Origin of the sequence: Schleiferia thermophila (assembly GCF_003337435.1) — a bacterium.
Taxonomy (GTDB): domain Bacteria; phylum Bacteroidota; class Bacteroidia; order Flavobacteriales; family Schleiferiaceae; genus Schleiferia; species Schleiferia thermophila.
Genome location: NZ_QPJS01000003.1, coordinates 176,031 through 192,982, shown reverse-complemented (window position 1 = coordinate 192,982; position 16,952 = coordinate 176,031). Strand labels below are relative to the sequence as shown.

The 16,952-nt window shown below is 47.4% G+C and carries 15 protein-coding genes; 6 read left to right on the top strand and 9 right to left on the bottom strand.

Annotated features, from left to right (window positions below; translation table 11 throughout):
- Positions 1–124: 124 nt before the first annotated feature.
- Together efp and DES35_RS08200 are read right to left on the bottom strand one after the other, a co-directional pair.
- Positions 125–688 (bottom strand): elongation factor P, encoded by a 564-nt coding sequence (gene efp, locus DES35_RS08205; RefSeq protein ID WP_037358460.1) that lies wholly within the window; start codon positions 686–688, stop codon positions 125–127.
- 60 nt (positions 689–748) lie between these two features.
- Positions 749–3,541: a M16 family metallopeptidase gene (locus DES35_RS08200; RefSeq protein ID WP_114366323.1), complete on the bottom strand. Its 2,793-nt coding sequence runs from the start codon at positions 3,539–3,541 to the stop codon at positions 749–751.
- Positions 3,542–3,769: 228 nt separating this feature from the next.
- Here DES35_RS08200 and DES35_RS08195 point away from each other — a divergent pair, with 228 nt between their 5' ends.
- From DES35_RS08195 to DES35_RS08170, 6 genes are all read left to right on the top strand, one after another.
- On the top strand, positions 3,770–4,840 hold the full coding sequence (locus DES35_RS08195) for a glycosyltransferase family 4 protein (RefSeq protein WP_114366322.1): 1,071 nt from the start codon (positions 3,770–3,772) through the stop codon (positions 4,838–4,840).
- Positions 4,827–6,113, top strand: coding sequence for an O-antigen ligase family protein (locus tag DES35_RS08190; RefSeq protein WP_037358454.1), 1,287 nt, complete (start codon positions 4,827–4,829; stop codon positions 6,111–6,113). Before DES35_RS08195 ends, DES35_RS08190 begins: the two co-directional genes overlap by 14 nt.
- On the top strand, positions 6,097–6,855 hold the full coding sequence (locus DES35_RS08185; protein ID WP_114366321.1) for a hypothetical protein: 759 nt from the start codon (positions 6,097–6,099) through the stop codon (positions 6,853–6,855). Before DES35_RS08190 ends, DES35_RS08185 begins: the two co-directional genes overlap by 17 nt.
- A gap of 4 nt (positions 6,856–6,859) precedes the next feature.
- The gene (gene thiL, locus DES35_RS08180; RefSeq protein ID WP_051889290.1) at positions 6,860–7,957 is read left to right on the top strand and encodes a thiamine-phosphate kinase; all 1,098 of its coding nucleotides are present in this window, start codon (positions 6,860–6,862) and stop codon (positions 7,955–7,957) included.
- Positions 7,958–8,324: 367 nt separating this feature from the next.
- Entirely contained in the window at positions 8,325–8,684 is a 360-nt protein-coding gene (rbfA, locus tag DES35_RS08175) for a 30S ribosome-binding factor RbfA (RefSeq protein WP_170125726.1), read from the top strand.
- Positions 8,685–8,687: 3 nt separating this feature from the next.
- Positions 8,688–9,905: an ABC transporter permease gene (locus DES35_RS08170; RefSeq protein ID WP_125039438.1), complete on the top strand. Its 1,218-nt coding sequence runs from the start codon at positions 8,688–8,690 to the stop codon at positions 9,903–9,905.
- Positions 9,906–10,303: 398 nt separating this feature from the next.
- Here DES35_RS08170 and truB read toward each other — a convergent pair whose 3' ends face one another.
- The 7 genes from truB to DES35_RS08135 all read right to left on the bottom strand — a co-directional run bounded on the left by truB (position 10,304) and on the right by DES35_RS08135 (position 16,933).
- Positions 10,304–10,999, bottom strand: coding sequence for a tRNA pseudouridine(55) synthase TruB (gene truB, locus DES35_RS08165; protein ID WP_114366318.1), 696 nt, complete (start codon positions 10,997–10,999; stop codon positions 10,304–10,306).
- A gap of 6 nt (positions 11,000–11,005) precedes the next feature.
- The gene (locus tag DES35_RS08160) at positions 11,006–11,818 is read right to left on the bottom strand and encodes an undecaprenyl-diphosphate phosphatase (RefSeq protein ID WP_114366317.1); all 813 of its coding nucleotides are present in this window, start codon (positions 11,816–11,818) and stop codon (positions 11,006–11,008) included.
- A complete protein-coding gene (locus DES35_RS08155) occupies positions 11,815–12,063 on the bottom strand; it encodes a DUF3098 domain-containing protein (protein WP_037358438.1) in 249 nt (82 codons plus the stop codon). Before DES35_RS08155 ends, DES35_RS08160 begins: the two co-directional genes overlap by 4 nt.
- On the bottom strand, positions 12,060–12,929 hold the full coding sequence (locus DES35_RS08150; RefSeq protein ID WP_125039437.1) for a cell division protein FtsX: 870 nt from the start codon (positions 12,927–12,929) through the stop codon (positions 12,060–12,062). The genes DES35_RS08155 and DES35_RS08150 overlap by 4 nt, the downstream gene beginning before the upstream one ends.
- Positions 12,930–12,933: 4 nt before the next feature.
- The gene (locus tag DES35_RS08145; RefSeq protein WP_037358432.1) at positions 12,934–15,204 is read right to left on the bottom strand and encodes a penicillin-binding protein 1A; all 2,271 of its coding nucleotides are present in this window, start codon (positions 15,202–15,204) and stop codon (positions 12,934–12,936) included.
- A 2-nt stretch (positions 15,205–15,206) separates the two neighbouring features.
- Positions 15,207–15,671 carry a gliding motility lipoprotein GldH gene (locus DES35_RS08140; protein ID WP_037358429.1) on the bottom strand — a complete coding sequence of 155 codons (465 nt, stop codon included), beginning with the start codon at positions 15,669–15,671 and terminating at the stop codon, positions 15,207–15,209.
- Positions 15,672–15,760: 89 nt separating this feature from the next.
- The gene (locus DES35_RS08135) at positions 15,761–16,933 is read right to left on the bottom strand and encodes a PSP1 domain-containing protein (RefSeq protein ID WP_037358427.1); all 1,173 of its coding nucleotides are present in this window, start codon (positions 16,931–16,933) and stop codon (positions 15,761–15,763) included.
- Positions 16,934–16,952 lie beyond the last annotated feature (19 nt).

Genomic DNA, 16,952 nt, shown 5'->3' with positions numbered 1-16,952 from the left:
TACCCAAATGATACTTTATAGTTTGAATGTCCGGCAATTGTTTCCGTAAGTTTTTTTAATTTTACACTCAAAAATAAAGGGCTGCATGGTAAAAGCAGCCCTTATAGATGGTATCAATATCTGATTAGTTTGCTCGGCCCTTATACTCCTTTGTCTCAGGGTTGATGATGATTTTTTCACCTTGCTCGATGAAAAGGGGCACTTTGATCTCGGCTCCTGACTCCACTTTTACTACTTTGGTAGCGTTGGTGGCTGTGTTTCCCTTAACGGCAGGCTCTGCATAGACCACTTCCATGGTCACACTGGAAGGCAGATTGCAGGCAAGGGGTCTGTCTTCATCTGCATGATACATCACGATACATTCCATGCCATCCATCAAAAATTCTGGAGCATTTATCACTTCTTCTGGTAGAGTGATTTGATTAAAGTCATTCATATCCATGAAATGGTATCCGTCTCCGTCTTTGTAGAGAAACTGAAAATTTCGATATTCGATTCGGATTACATCCAGTTTAGCTCCTGATGGAAAGGTGTGTTCCAGTACTCTGCCATTGTTTAGGTTTCTGAGCTTGGTACGTACAAATGCATTTCCTTTTCCTGGTTTTACGTGGAGAAATTCTATGATTTGAAATGGTTCGCCATTGAGGTCTATACAAAGACCATTTTTGATGTCAGCAGTTGTAGCCATTTGATTACTAATAGATTAATATTTTGTGCCTCTGCGCGCAAATATAGGTTGAAGGTTTGGTCATTTTACAACTTCAGGATCCATAACCACTACCACAGGTCTCATGCCCAAATAGCGCATGATCCATAGACTTAGCTCATCAGCTGTCAGTGTATTTACAAAATTGAGGTAGGCTTCGGTGTCAGCGGTGAAATCTGGTTTTGAAAACTTTACAACTCCCTGCATCAGACCATGCCAGTAAATGGCTTGCGATTGGCCTTTGGCAACGTCCTGCCGAAGAAGTTCCTTTATTTTTTGCAGAGTCTCCTGATCTACTTTTTGTGCATGGGCAGCTACTACTTGCCGGGTGGCTTTGATCAGCTCCTCCTTACGGGCAGGTTCCGTATTGAATGCAATCACGGCGGTGTACTCATCATTAAACGGACTGTTAAGGTTGTAAAATACGCTAACCCCATATACTCCACCTTTTTCTTCTCTCAGCTCTTCTCTGAGTTTTATTCCCAACACTTCGGTGGCGGCTTTGATTTGCCATTCTTGCTCAGGGTCATTTACCCTTCCGTAAAACACCATTCGGACCTGAGAGCGGGGATTCTCTCCTTTTTTAAGTGCATACAGGCTATCGCTTACATTGATGCGCAAGTTGCGATCAATCACTTCCAACGTATTGGCTTTATTTTGAATATCAGAAAGGTATCGAATAGCCAGTTCTTTTACCTTTTCCTCATCCACATCGCCTGTAAAAATCCATCTCATCTGTGCAGGTGCGCTAAAGAGCTGCTTCCATATGTCTTTCTGTTGGTTTAGTGTGATTTTTTCAACCTGGCTAACGGTAGGAGTCACAGCTCTCGGGTTGGAATTGTATAAGATTCTGTTGAGTTCCCTGCCAAAGAAAGCATCTGGATTGTTAAACAGTCCTTTGAGCAGATTTACTTCCCGGGCTTTTACTCTCGAAAGAGCTTCCTCTTCGATGCGTGGCTCTGTCAGATACAGCCTGATCAACTGAAAGGCTGTCTCCAATTCTTCCGGTGAGGAGAACCCGTTGATTCCGTGGTAATAATTGCTCAGGTAAGGAAACACATTGATGCGCCTGCCGGCCAAAATCTTTCTCAGCTCTGTGATGTCGTGTGTACCAACCCCCGATTCATAAACGGTTTGCATCAGGTAATTTGCAGCCGGAAGCAGGGAGTCGGGAAAAGGGGAATTTCCACCGAAAAGAAAACCATCAATCAATATTCGGTCTTTGTCCTCGGATACTTTTCGGATGTAAAACTGCATTCCGTTCGAAAGAGCAAATCCCCGGTATCCGGCTGCATTCTCCGGAATCTGCTCAGTTGACTCATCTTTTATTTCTGCCTCGGACACCTGAAGGCGTGGAGCCGGAGCAGAAAATACGTAAGGATATGTCTTCTTCGATTGAAAATAATATACAGCGGCTGCGAGCTGAGGCTCGTTGGGAAGGTAGAGCTTTTCGGATTCCGATGAAATGGCCGAGGCAGCCCATGTTGAAGAATTTAAGTAATATTTTATCAGCTCGCTCACCATCTCCGGGGTAAGGGATGATGCCCACCGATCGAAATAATCCAATCGCGCTTCCGGGTCAAGAAAGGGGCTGCGTCCTACTGCATGCGCCACCAATCTGGAAGTCCATTGTGACGAAGGTGTTTTGTCCTTTACACGTACTTCGGACTCCAGTCGTCTCCGATATGCCTGTATTACGAAATCAAGTTCTTCCTTTGACGGAAGATGATCCCCCGCTACTTTGACCAGATTAAAAAGTTGTTGACAGGCTTCATACCACTGCCTGTCTTTTGGCAAAAGAGACAGTGTCAGCGCTGAAGAGTTTCCTAGTGAATTGCCCACGAAGGCACTTGCATTCAATAGTTTGCTTTGTGATGTGGTCAGGAATTCGCGGATTCTGGCGTTCAATAAATCATTTGTGATGCCGATGAGAAAGCTCTTTTCCAAACCGTCTGGGGCGAAGTAATCGATTTCTGGGGCCATAAAACGAATATTCAGACTGAAGTTTTGGATTTCCGGATCGGAAGCGGATACCACTCGTGCACCGGCGTCAAGTGGAATCTCCCTCGAAGCATGCGTCCTTGGGTTCTTAACCCGTTTCAGTTTGGAAAAGCGCTTTCGGATGTGACGCTCTACAAGTGCAGCATCGAAGTCACCCACGGCTATAACGGTGATCAGATCAGGTCGGTACCAATCTCTGTAATATCTTTTAAATGCTTCATACGGAGCATTTTGTATGATATCGGTTTTTCCGATCGGAAAACGTTCAGGATACCGGCTGCCTTTGAAAATCACTGGAAAGGTTATCTTGCTGATGCGTTCACTGCCGCCTGTACGTGTGCGCCATTCGCTCAGGACTACGCCCCGCTCCTTATCGATCTCTTCAGGCTCAAAGGTTACATATCCTGCCCAATCTTCCAGGATAAGCAGTCCTTTCCAGAGCAGGTCTGCACTATCGGTGCGCACTTGCAGGATGTATACTGTTTCGTCGAATGAAGTGTAAGCATTCAGATCAGGGCCAAACCTGGTTCCGGTGTTTTCGAGGAAATCCACCAGTGAAGTCTTACTGAAATTCCTCGTTCCATTAAAACACATATGTTCCACGAAATGGGCGAGTCCCTGTTGATCGTCGTCTTCGTTGAGGCTTCCCGAACGTACCACCAGTCTTAGTTCAGCTCTATTTTCCGGGGTTTTGTTTTCCATAATCATGTAGCTTAGCCCATTACGAAGCTTTCCAGACCTAACAAAATCAGGCAGCTGGCCAGTGGACTGCGTACTTTGTCCGTATAGCCAACCCACTATACTGCATAAAAACAGAATCAGAAGTCGTCTCATTAAGGGATTTTTTTGCGAATGTAAAAAACTGCTGCCGGATTTTCTTTTTGTTGCAGTGTGTGAACTCCCGATGTGTTTTTTCTTTCTTTCGGTTATACAGAGGACAGGTGACCGTAGTACTCTACCAGCATCATCAGATATTTTAGATTTGAAGGAGGGGGAATGACTGGCTTTTGGGGAAATGGTTTTTTTTTGCGGTTGATTTGTTGCTTTTAATATCCGCCTGATTTGGACAATTCGTATCTGGCACTGCTGGCTGCTGTGTCTTCGTTTTTGATTACGTTTCTAAGTATTCCGCCGATCATCAGGCTGAGTCTTGTAAAGCGATTGTACGACAGGCCTGATGAACGCAAGAATCATCCGCATCGAACTTCAGCACTGGGGGGGGTTGGTATTTTCGGGGGGATGATTTTTAGTTTTTTGTTTTTTACAGCCGGGATTCCCTATCCTGAACTGAACAGCATTTTGTGTGCATTGATTGTGCTGTTTGTCACAGGAGTGAAGGATGATTTGTATCCTATGGTGCCAGGAAAAAAGCTGATTGGTCAGCTGGTGGCGGCTCTGATTGTGTCGATGCATGGGGGGGTGCGCATTAAGAGTATTTATGGGCTTCTGGGGGTATATGAAATTCCCTATGTGATAAGTATCGGTGTGACAGTGTTTGTGCTGCTGTTTCTGATCAATGCATTTAATTTCATCGATGGGATCAATGGATTGACGGCGGGCATTGGGATTATTGGCAGTGCGACGTATGCCTGGTGGTTCTGGCGGATGAATGAACCTCTTTTTTTGATTTTGGGCACATGCATGGTTGGGGCTCAGGCTGCCTTTCTGTGGTACAATGTGCGAGGCAGGATTTTTATGGGCGATTCGGGTTCGATGGTAATTGGTTTTCTGTTGGCTGTACTCACGGTGTATTTCATCAAGGTAAGCGAAGATTTCAAACCGAATATTTTCTATAACATATCAGCAGTGGCATATGCGGTAGCAGTGCTTATCGTGCCAGTATTTGATGCACTGCGCATCGTGTTTATCAGACTGGTGGTGCACAGGAAATCCCCTTTCAGAGCAGACCGCAATCACATCCATCACCTGCTGATCGGAGCAGGACTGAAGCACTGGGAAGCCACACTGGCCCTTAGTGGATTTAATATGCTGATGATCAGTCTGGCCTGGTACTTCAACGGCAGATTGCTGCCGAAATATCAGTTGGTGGTATATCTGGTGATTTGTTTGATATTTACCGGTATTTTGCTGAGGTATTACAGAAAGAAAAACATTGCCGTTGAAGATCGATAGCTTTTGGGTTTTTTATGCTTTTTGTCTGATGCTTCCAGCTTCTATGGTACTGCCGGAGAATACTACAGGCACTGTGTTGTTTTTGTTTCTGGTGGTGACCGTATATCTGCTCATTATCCGGCAACTGAAGCTTAGGTGGACAAGCTATATAGGCTGGAGTGTCCTATTATATGGAGTGTATGTGGGATCGATTTTCTACAGCGAACATAAGGACGAAGGACTTATACGCCTGAGCATTAAATTTCCCCTGATGTTGCTTCCGGCATTGATAGCAGTCTATACCGGAGCCCTTGTGAATGAGCAGAGAGGGAAAGTCCTGAAAGGTCTGACGCGCCTGCTGGCTCTGGTACTGCCTTATCTGCTAGCAGTAGCAGTCTACAGAAGTCTTCGTTCGGGCACCATCTACTATACCTATCCGGGAAGTGGTGAGGTGATCAGCACATATTTTACGTATGCCGGCTTAAGCGAATGGGTGATACATCCGGCATATCTGGCGCTTTGGACTGGCACAGGGCTGGTAATTTCTGTGTTTTACAACATCAGGCAGCCAGCTGATCGCTGGCAGTGGGTTACGAGTGCAGCTCTTTTGGTGCTGATGGTACTGCTTCAAAGCCGTATGAACCTACTGGCACTGTTGGTTGTGCTGCTGGCGATGGCTGTGGTACTGATGATTAAGCTACTATCTTTGAGAGTGGCGCTGGTACTGACAGCATCGGTAATATTGGGAACAGGAATTATCCTCTACCATCTGCCCTCCAAATGGCTGGGAAGATTTGCCGATCTTACTTCGCTGGAGTATAACATCGAAGCTGAGACCTTTCACGAAGGCTTCAATGGATTTACCATACGCCTGGCCGAGTGGAAGTGTGCATGGCAGGAAATCAGAAAGCGTCCTCTGCTGGGTAGTGGAGTAGGCGATTCGCGTTATCATCTGGAAGAAAGCTATAGGCGTAACAATTTCAGATACGGGTATCGGGAAAAATTCAATGCCCACAATCAATTTATTGAGACGACACTTGCCACCGGCATATTGGGGTTAACGGCATTAATAGGTTTTTTTGCTAATGTTGTTTACCGTGCAGCTCTTCTCAGGCGGTGGCATGTGGCAGCAGCATGTGGGTATGTGGTTCTTTGCTTTCTGTCGGAGAGTTATCTGGAGCGGCAATGGGGAGTCGTGTTTACCGGTATGATGGTACCGCTGATGCTGGAAACTGAAATAGCTTTGCCAAACGAAAAATCTTCTTTAAAAGACCAATATGGTAAAACTACATAATATACGAGCTGTGTACCTGTTGCTTCCGGTATTGCTATGGATGGGAGAACACTGTGCAGCGCAGCGACAGAGCAAGGATAAAGTGGTTTATTTTATCGACTCACAGACCAAAAAATCAAATATTTCGCTGGCTCTCAATGCGAGTCCGTTTTTTTCGAGCCGAAGGATCATGAGCGATTCAATCGGAGCTGGTGGGCTGCCAGTTGGCAGCAGCAACGAAAAACGGACATCCCCGATTTTCACCTACAGCTTTGGGGGGGATTTGGTATTCCGGGTAGCTTCTTCACTGGAAATCTGGTTGGGAGCTCAATACAGTGTATTGGGCTTTAAGGATAAAAACTACGAGTGGAACAATGCGGAATACCAGCTCGATTCGAGGCTGAGGTTCATTAATGTGCCGATACAATTTTCATTTCGGGGAACGATCACCGAGGTGTTTGACCTGGAATTTATCCCCGTAGTCCAACTGAATTTTCTGCAGAGCTACAAGGGTAAAATTACGGAATCAGGGTCCGGAAATCTGATAAACGAATTTGATATCACCGATGAAGCCAGGCCTTTTAACCTGACACTGGGCATATCACTGAGTGGAAATTTCAGGTTGGCAGAAGAATTTTCTCTCTTTGTTAGACCATTTTTTCACTACATGCTCAACCCCATGTTTGAAAACAACATGAACTTTCCGCGCGAAAGATATTTCTCTACGGGATTGACTCTGGGACTGCGCTATTATTTGTATTAAATCAATGCTCGACGATAAAAACAAAACATTTACACCCCTACAGGAACTGGGCGAATTCGGGCTCATCGAGCACTTGGAAGCCCTGCTTGAAATTCGCAGGCAGGAAACCATACTGGGTATAGGTGACGATGCAGCCATAATCAACCACAATGGCTTTGAAACTGTAGTGACCACCGATATACTGATAGAGGGTGTGCATTTTGACTTTTTTTACACCCCGCTGTTGCACCTGGGCTACAAGGCCATCGTCGTGAATGTATCGGATTTGATAGCCATGGGTGCTGAGCCCACTCACGCGCTGGTAGGTCTGGCCACCTCTGCCCGCAGCTCTGTAGAAGCCTTAGAAGACATTTACAGAGGTATTCAAATGGCCTGTGCTCAGTATGGCATCGACCTGATCGGTGGTGATACGACCACTTCCAGGTCCGGAATGATGCTGAGCATTACGGCCTTAGGCAAAGTACCAAAAGGCCAGGCCATCAAGCGATGTACTGCAAAACCCAAGGACCTCATCGTGGTGACCGGCGACCTCGGAGGCGCATACTGCGGACTTCTGGTACTGGAACGAGAAAAAGAAGTATTTAAAGCCAACCCCTATGTGCAACCCGACCTGGCACCCTATGATTATGTGGTGAAAAGGCTGCTCAAGCCGCAAGCACGTCAGGATGTATTGCAGCAACTGCAAAGCCTTAACATTAAGCCAACAGCCATGATCGACATCAGCGATGGTCTTTCCAGTGAACTGCTGCACATCGCTACCCGCTCCGGCCTCGGAGCTAAAATTTATGAAAACAAACTGCCTATCGATCAGCAGACTTTCAAAGTTTGCGAGGAAATGCAGTTGAATGCTACTACCGTGGCACTCAATGGCGGAGAAGACTACGAACTGCTCTTCACCATACCTCTCAGCGATTTTGAAAAGATAAAAAACCATCCGGATTTTACCATCATCGGACACATGACGGATGAAAATGACCCTGTAGTGCTGGTAACCAATCTGAACGAAGAGATTCCCATCACCGCTCAGGGATGGAATGCCTTCAGGTCCAAAGGATTTGGCGGTACAAATTCAAACCAGGAAAACGAACCAAAGGAAACTTAATCTTTTGTACTTCAAACAAACACTGTCCCAGCTAAGTAAAACAGCAGACCTTGCAGCAGATAACCACCTGCACCAAAAAGTGGATTTGAGCTACTTGGCTAGTAAACCCATATTGCAGTACCTCTACCTGCATGATTCCGTCTGGTAAACTCAGTGCGTTCACTGCACCAGCGAGGAGAGATTGCTGCCGGTAAATAGCGCGAGTTATGCTACTTTTGCTGCGTGAGGTGGCCGGAGGGCGCCCGTCAGGGCGGTCGCCACTCGCTTCAGTGGCGACGGAACCCCGCAGGACACCGACCCCGGCCTGAGGACAGCAGCCCGTATGGAATGCTCCCTCAGGCCGGGGGCACGCCCAAAAAACAAAAAAATGGAAAAGCAACGGCTGGCAAGAGTAGAATCCTTCTTACAGGAAGAAATCGGGACCCTCTTTCAAAGAATATCGAAAGACAACTTTCGGGGTACGATGGTCAGTGTGACGGCTGTAAAAATCACGGCCGATTTGTCGATTGCACGAGTGTATCTGAGTGTGTTTCCCTATGCGATGAGCAGCTCCGTAAAAGCCTACATAGATGAAAACTTCAAAGCCATCAAGCAAGAAGTAGCCAGGCTCGTGGGCAAACACCTGCGCGTGATGCCGGAGCTCATTTTTCTAATCGACGATGCCTTTGAAAAGGAAGCCGAAATCGATAGATTGCTCAGAGAAGGGGGCGAAAATCCGATCCAGTAGTCTGTGACGTCCGTACAGTGGTTTATCGCCAGACGGTATTTTGGCAGCAGAACTTCCGTAGGAGCCGTCAACATACTGGGAATGATTTCGATGCTGGGCATCGTGGCTTGTACGGTAGCGCTGGTAGTGGTGCTCAGTGCGTTCAACGGGTTGGAGCAGTTTTCGCGCCAACTTTACAACGCTTTCGATCCGGAGCTGAAAGTAGTACCTGCCGGCGGCAAATACCTGACGGGTGCCGACTCGATGTCGGCTTTGCTCGGGCAGATTGACCAGATAAAAGCATACAGTTTTGTGCTGGAGGAAAAAGCCTACCTTCAAAAAGGCGACCGCGAAGTAGTGGTCATCCTCAAAGGTGTGGACGCACACTACTTCGAGGTCAACGACCTCGAAGCCCATCTGCTCTATGGCAAAGCCTCACCGGGCCACCATACAGCCATCGTAGGCCTTGGGGTGGCTTATCACCTGGGTCTTTCGGCAGGGCTCGAAGGCGAGTACTTTCAGGTATTTGTGCCCAGGGCCGATGTGCGCAGCCTCAGCCGCCCGGAGAGAGCCTTCAGTCAGAGCCATCTCGAAGCCGTCGGCATTTTCACCATTCAGCCGGAGGTCGATGAAAAGTACTGCCTCACCGATATCGCCACCCTTCGGGAGCTGACCAGAAATGAAGACAGCTACTCAGCCATCGAAATACAACTGAAAAATCCCGCGCACATCAAATCCGTAAAAAACAAACTCCGACAAATGCTCTCAGAACATCGCGTCTACGACCGAGATGAGCAGCAAGAGGCCTTTTTCAAGATTATGCGCGCCGAAAAACTCGTCGTTTACCTCATCTTTACCTTCATCGCGCTGCTGGCCAGCTTCGGGCTCATGGGCTCGCTGCGCATGCTCATCCTCGAGAAGCGGCACAACATCCACTTGCTACGCGCTCTCGGCCTTACCACAGGACAAATCAGCGGTATCTTTCGCATCACAGGACTGCTCATCGTATCGGCAGGAGTCGTCATAGGCATACTGCTGGGTATAGGTATCGTATGGCTTCAGGACGCCTTCGGCCTTATACAACTGGGCGAAGGATATCTGATTGAAGCCTATCCTGTAGAGCTACGCCCCGGACAACTGCTGCTGATCAGCTTTACCGTATTGGCCATCGGTTTCAGCACCACAGCAGCAGCAGTAGCCGGGTTGCCAAAGATTCTGCAGATAGCCGGTCGGGTCATTTAGCCACTCTTCTGGCAGAGTCAAAGTATAATCTGGAATTTTGGATACTGGGGCGCCCCCCCGGCCGCTACCGCTGAGCGGCCGGGGGCCGGTCTGCGGCTCCTATTCCCCTTGCAGCTCGGGCGTGGCCCGGCGGGCTGTGGTGGCTTGCTGACGCTCCGCCTCCTCGCCCGCGGGCCACATGGCCCGCCTGCTGCGGCTCATATCCGCCACCGCCCTGGCGCTGAGGCCCTCAATGACCCGGGCAGAGGAATTGTGAAAATTCACATGAATATCCATCGTAAAAAATAAAGCGCTGCACAGCTCTCTGGCTCATATAGAAAAATTCGGAAATGCCCGGTCTGTAATCCCCTCATCCATAAAACACTACTATGACACTTGCATTGAAAATCGGCAAGGTCTCACAGCTTGTCCTCCAGCTCTTCAAATTTCCAGGCCATATCCACCGAAAATGCACCTGACATTTCTCTGCGAAGGTCATAGAGATAGGCCCTACATCCCAAAGCTTGTCCGTAGTCGTGTATAAGGCTACGTATGTAAGTTCCCTTGGAGCACACAACCCTAAAATCAAAAAAAGGTGGAGCAAAAGAAGTGATTTGGAAAGCATCGATCCTTACCGGGCGAGGTTTGACACGGGGTTCTTCGCCCATTCTCGCCAACTGATACGCGCGCTTGCCATTGATTTTGACGGCAGAATACACCGGTGGCACCTGCTCGATTTCTCCCTCAAAATTCCTGGCCGTGGCCATCAGACGGTCGTAGCTGCCGGATATAGGTACATCGGTAGCTTCTTCCTCCGTCTCCCGGTCATAGCTGGGAGTTGTATAGCCAAGTTTACCTCGGCCCGTGTAGACTTTATCCTGTCCCATCAACAGTTCGATCTGACGAGTAGCTTTTCCGGTACAAAGGACCAAAAGTCCAGTTGCCAGCGGGTCGAGGGTACCTGCATGACCTACTTTGATATCGCGCAACCTGTACTTTTTTCGTATGATGCTGCGAACCCGTCGCACCACATCAAAAGAAGTCCTGCCGTATGGCTTATCGATCAGCAGTATAGCTCCCGAAAGGTAGTACTCTGCAGACTTTTCAACTTCCACGCAGCACTAGTAATAGTAATAGGAAACAATGGAAATAAACCCGACCACAAAACAATAAAACGAAAAGTATTTCAGCTGTGCGTTCTTGACCATACTGATCATCAGCCTACACGCCAATACACCTACCACAAAGGCACTGATAAAACCTCCCGCCATAGCTGAGAAAGGTACAGTAGCAGTGCCCTGTATCTCCGAAAGCTCCTGAATCAAATCGCCGGCATCGAGTATGATCTTGCCAAAGATGATCGGAATGACCATCAAAAAGGAAAATCTGGCTGCATTGTCGCGGTCAATACCGAGAATTACCGATGTACTAATGGTAGCACCCGATCTGGAAATTCCGGGCAATATGGCTATGGCCTGGGCTATCCCAACTACAAAAGCACTGAGTGGAGTAATTTTTTTTAGCGTAGTGCGGGACTTATCGGCTATAAACAACAACAATCCCGTTACAATAAGCATCGAACCCACTAAGGCTATACGCCCTTCGAAGAGGGTTTCGATCTCTTTTTCAAACAGCAAGCCCACTATCCCTGCCGGTACCATCGATATCAGAACAAGTCCGGCAAAACGGGTTTCATCATTGTTTTTAAACTGAAGAAGGCCGTTTAGCAGCCTGCCGATGTCTTTTCGGTATACAAACATGGTAGCTAAAGCTGTAGCAAAGTGTACCACTACGGTAAACATCAGACTTTCATTGCCGGCAAGCTTTAGGCTAAGCAGCACTTTGCCGATTTCCAGGTGTCCGCTCGAGCTCACCGGCAAAAATTCGGTAAGACCCTGAAGGACCCCCAGAATCAGGGCTTCCAGTAAGGTCATTGATCCGTAGATTTGGGTTGATACATAATGGCAAATACCTGAGCTATGAAGCCAAGAATGATAAATGTGGGAGCCACCCTGATCCTTCTCGGGCTGAAAATGTCTTCGTTAAACACGTTGGGATCATCGCTTCCTCCTCCCTGCATCAGCAGGTAGCCTATGGCCATGAGCACAATGCCCCCAATCATGATCAGGTAATTGGTCTTTCCGAAAATAAAGGGTTTGTTTTTCGTTGGTTGTTTCATAAATACAATCTTTCGATATCGAGTTTCAGGTACTTGTTCATGGCAAAGAAAGTGCACAGGAAGGATATCAGCATACCCAACAGGATGAGAACTGGAAAAATCACTAAATTTTCCAGACCAGAAATATCGATCATCAGGTCAGTGAGCCATCCCCTTCCATAGTAATAGAGCAAGTAAATGGCGCCAGAAGCCAGCATTCCCGACACAGCACCCTGTACCACAGCCGTTAAAATATAGGGCCTGATAATAAACCAATACGTAGCGCCGACAAGCTGCATGGTACGAATGATAAACCTGGATGAAAATATGGAAAGTCGGATTGATGAATTGATAAGCCCTATGGACACCAGAAGCAGAATGACAGCGACTGCCACTGCCAAATACGATAATTTGCTGATATTGGCATTCATCAGGTACATCAGATCTTTGTCTATCACTACCTCATCTACGATCGGGTCCGATTTGAGATAGTTTTCCACGATTTCCATTTCACCCGGCTCAGTGTACTGAGCCTGTAGTTTTACCTCGATTACATCCGATAGGGGGTTGTAGCCGAGAAACTCGACAAAGTCTTCATCGAGCTCTTCTTTGAGCGTCTGAGCGGCCTCTTCCCGTGTGATGAGTTCTGCCGTGCGTATCCGAGGATCCGCTTCAAACACTTTCAGAAGCCGACGAGCATCTGCCGTACCAACATCTTGCTTCAGCACCACAAGCAGGGTGAGATTTTCTTTCAGGTTTATGGCTATCTGACGGGCATTAAGCAACAGAATGCTAAAGATGCCCAATACAAACAATACAAGCGTCTGCGATATCACCACGCTTATAAAGTTGACTCTCAATCGCTTTTTCAAATAGTTGCCAGCCATTGGTTTATTTTATCCAGTCAGGAAGGTCGTCTGCTTCCTGCAGTTGTTTGTAGCGGTTGCAATCCGTGACGATAGAGATCGGCTCCTGAGGAGGTTCGAAATCAGCTTTGCTGACCTTAAGACTTGGGTCGGAATAGCATTTTTTCATAAAGAGTGCCCATACCGGCATAGCAGCTGTGGCTCCTTGTCCGAAATAGGTAGAGCGAAAGTGTGCAGACCGATCTTCGCACCCTACCCAGGCACCAGCTACCAGGTTGGGCACCATGCCCACAAACCAACCGTCGGAATTGTTTTGGGTCGTCCCGGTCTTGCCAGCTATCGGATTGTCAAATCCCCATGGAAACCCGGTCACCACATTGTCCATATAACTGCCCCCCCGGCTTCTGAGCCGAGCGCCGGTACCAAACTGGGTTACCGCTTTCAGCAAGTCAAGCATTACGTAGGCCACCTCCTCAGAAAGTACTTCGCGCGTTTCCGGTTCGAATTCGGCCAACACCAGTCCGTTTTTATCTTCGATTCTGGTGATTACGATTGGCTGGGTATAGGTTCCTTTATTGGCAAAGGTGGTATACGCGCCAATCAATTCATACACACTTAAATCCATAGTGCCCAGCGCTATGGACGGAGCCACCGGCACTTCACTGGTGATTCCCAGATCGGCACACAACTGCACCACACTGGCTGGTCCGATTTGCTTCATCAGAAAGGTGCTAACCGTGTTCTTACTCTCGGCCAAAGCTCGTTTCAGTGTCATCATGCCTTCGTACTTGTCATCGGAATTTGAAGGGCACCAGTCCTGGAGCAGCCCATACATTCCGGCTTCTATGCAAATGCGTGCATCCGGAACCTCGAAGCAAGGACTGTATTTCTTTTCCTTGATGGCCGTGGCATAGAGAAAGGGTTTGAAAGTAGAACCTACTTGCCTTTTTGCCTGAAAGACATTGTCGTATTTGAAATGCTTGAAATTGATACCTCCCACCCATGCTTTCACAAAACCCGTCTGTGGCTCCACAGCCATAAAGCCTGTCTGGTAAAATGATTTATAATACCTGATGGAGTCCATAGGAGTCATCAGTGTATCGATTTCTCCGTTCCAGGAAAAAATTTGCATGGGCACAGGTGTGTTGAAATTTTTGATAATCGAATCTTGGCTTACTCCGGCGGATTTCAGGCTCTTGTAGCGCTCACTCCGGCGCATGGCGCGGTTGAGCAGATCTTCAATTTCGGTCTGGGTGAGTTTGACAAACGGAAAGTCCTTCCGGTGGCTCTCCCTGGCAAAGAAGACTCTCTGATAGTTTGACAAGTGCTCGGTCACAGCTTCTTCCGCATATTGCTGCATACGCGAATCGATGGAGGTATATACTTTTAGACCATCGGTGTAAATGTTGTAAGTGCCTCCATCAGGTTTTTTATGAGTTTTCACCCATTCGGTGAGAAAAAGCCTGATGTGTTCTCTCAGATAGGAGGCGGGGCCTTCATTGTGGCTTTGCTTGCGAAATTGCAGTCCGAGCGGCCGTTGCTTGAGTTCTTCAAATTCTTCAGCAGAGATAAATTTGTTTCGCAGCATTTGCTTGAGCACTGTATTTCGTCTCTGCAAGGCACGCTCCGGAAAGCGTACAGGATTGTAATGCGACGGATTTTTTGCCATTCCTACCAGCAGAGCGGCTTCCTGTATTTCCAGGTCTTTGGGTGCTTTGCTGAAATAAATGTAAGAAGCCGATTCTATGCCCACGGCCTGATAGAGAAAGTCAAACTGGTTGAGATACATGGCCAGAATTTCCTGCTTTGAATACTGCCGCTCAATTCTAAGGGCTATGATCCATTCCTTGGCTTTTTGGATGATTCGTTCCAGGATGTTTTTTGGCGGATCGTGAAAGAGCATCTTGGCCAGCTGCTGAGTGATGGTGCTGCCTCCGCCTGCTTTTCCCAGAAAGACAACAGCCCTTACCAGGGCCTTTACGTCCAGCCCCGAATGGCTGTAAAAACGCTCATCTTCCGTCGCAATCAGAGCATTTACAAGATGTGGACTTAGGTCTTCAAATTCGGCATGGGTGCGGTTTTCCTTGAAAAACTTGCCCAATACTACACCGTCCTGAGAAATGATTTGCGTAGCCAGGTTGCTCTTTGGATTTTCGATTTCTTCAAATCCGGGCAAACTGCCAAATACCCCGATCGACACCAGCAAAATAAACAGCAGTAAAGTGGCCAGTCCCCCTCCTACTGTAAGCCAGAAATATTTGATGTAGGCCGTTGTGTTGTTACTTCTCTTAGCCATAGCTACTGATTTTCTTCAGTGATCAAGATGCCAATTTTCTCAATGCCCGGCAGTGTATCCTGGCGCATTATGTGGCGCAACTCCACAGTATAGTACCCCGTGTTGGAAAATCTAAGAGGCCCCCTCCCAATGGTATTTTCAAGCTTTTTCACACCTGAGTATCCCTTTCCGGTCATCTTTCCCATATCATCGAAGAGAATGTAATTGGCTGTATCCGAATATTCCAGCACACCTTCAAAATAGATATCCCGTTTTACATAGAGATTGGAATAGGGATATTCGTTGGTATAAAAAAGTACGGATTTTATGCGGTATACCTTATTGGTGTCGTCAGCCAGGAATTTGAATTCTGCTACTGAATCAGTCAGAAATGTGCCTCCCAAATCCTTGATTTCGAAATGAAAAATATTCCCCTCACTGCAGGCTGTTAGCCAGGCATACACAGCGATACCTGTCGTCAATTTCAATAAAGCGCATCTTACACTTGCAAAAGCGCATCTTACACTTGCATAAGATTTCGAAAATCTAAATCGATATAAGAGACCGGAAAATCTGCTCACTGCTTGTTGCGTTTATTCGGTGCTTTTTGTTTGTTTCTTCTCTGTTTTGGCTTATTCTTCTGCTGAGACTTAGTAGGTGTTTGTTGATTGGAAAAACTCAAATCATTCGGTGTAGAAAAGCCAATAGCTTCTTCTTTGGTATCCCTGGCAGCTCCGGTCAGCTCTTCAAGCGAGTCAGGCATTGAATTATTCTTGTTGTTTTCGATGGTTTTTAAAGCGTTTTCAAGAGATATGCCATACCAATTTGAGGTATTGTGGGCATAGGCGTACCACAGGATTTTGCGAAAGATATCGACTTTTTGCAGCGTGGCCTCTCCGGCTTTGGTCTTCAAGGTCTGGTTAAAGTCTGGAAATTCCCTTACCGCCTCCATATAGGCATCGAGCTCGTAGTTGAGACAGCACTTCAGCTTACCACATTGGCCGGCAAGTTTCTGAGGGTTAAGAGAGAGCTGCTGATACCTTGCCGCAGAGGTATTTACTGCCCTGAAATCGGTGAGCCAGGTCGAGCAGCAGAGTTCTCTGCCGCAGGAGCCTATACCTCCCAGCCTGGCCGCTTCCTGCCTTAAGCCGATTTGTCTCATTTCCACCCGGACGCCAAATTCAGCAGCCATATCCTTGATGAGATTGCGGAAATCCACGCGCTCATCAGCAGTATAGTAAAAAGTCGCCTTGGTGCCATCGCCCTGAAATTCCACGTCGGAAATTTTCATTCGGAGCCCATGTTTTTTTGCCAGTTCTCTGGTTTTAAACTTCAGCTCTTCTTCTCGCTCCTGGTGTTTTCTCCACTGGTTGATGTCTTTTTGAGTAGCTATTCGAAGAACGCGTTGTTTTATTTCCGGATTTTCTGCCTTGAGCTTTTTTCTCATCTGCAGCCGGACCAGCTCTCCTGCCAGCGCCACCACTCCGACATCGTATCCTTGCTGAGCGTCAACCACCACCACATCTCCGATGTACAATTTAAGCCGGTTGGCATTGTAAAAAAAATCCTTTCGGGTCCCTTTAAATCGGACCTCCACATACGGACATGTATCGAGCCCTTCGAGCTCATTCATATTGGCCAACCAATCAAATACCGGGAGTTTGTCACAGCCCCCGGTTGAACAACTACCGTTGTTTCTGCAGCCTTTAGGCAGTTTGTTGCCTGCACTGCTGCACGATGCACACCCCATAGTCAGATTCTCTGTGTTC

Excerpts from the sequence above, each read along its gene's own strand:
- efp (WP_037358460.1), bottom strand. The coding sequence starts at position 688 with ATGGCTACAACTGCTGACATCAAAAATGGTCTTTGTATAGACCTCAAT.
- DES35_RS08200 (WP_114366323.1), bottom strand. The coding sequence starts at position 3,541 with ATGAGACGACTTCTGATTCTGTTTTTATGCAGTATAGTGGGTTGGCTA.
- DES35_RS08185 (WP_114366321.1), top strand. The coding sequence starts at position 6,097 with ATGGTAAAACTACATAATATACGAGCTGTGTACCTGTTGCTTCCGGTA.
- thiL (WP_051889290.1), top strand. The coding sequence starts at position 6,860 with ATGCTCGACGATAAAAACAAAACATTTACACCCCTACAGGAACTGGGC.
- rbfA (WP_170125726.1), top strand. The coding sequence starts at position 8,325 with ATGGAAAAGCAACGGCTGGCAAGAGTAGAATCCTTCTTACAGGAAGAA.
- DES35_RS08160 (WP_114366317.1), bottom strand. The coding sequence starts at position 11,818 with ATGACCTTACTGGAAGCCCTGATTCTGGGGGTCCTTCAGGGTCTTACC.
- DES35_RS08155 (WP_037358438.1), bottom strand. The coding sequence starts at position 12,063 with ATGAAACAACCAACGAAAAACAAACCCTTTATTTTCGGAAAGACCAAT.
- DES35_RS08150 (WP_125039437.1), bottom strand. The coding sequence starts at position 12,929 with ATGGCTGGCAACTATTTGAAAAAGCGATTGAGAGTCAACTTTATAAGC.
- DES35_RS08145 (WP_037358432.1), bottom strand. The coding sequence starts at position 15,204 with ATGGCTAAGAGAAGTAACAACACAACGGCCTACATCAAATATTTCTGG.
- DES35_RS08135 (WP_037358427.1), bottom strand. The coding sequence starts at position 16,933 with ATGGGGTGTGCATCGTGCAGCAGTGCAGGCAACAAACTGCCTAAAGGC.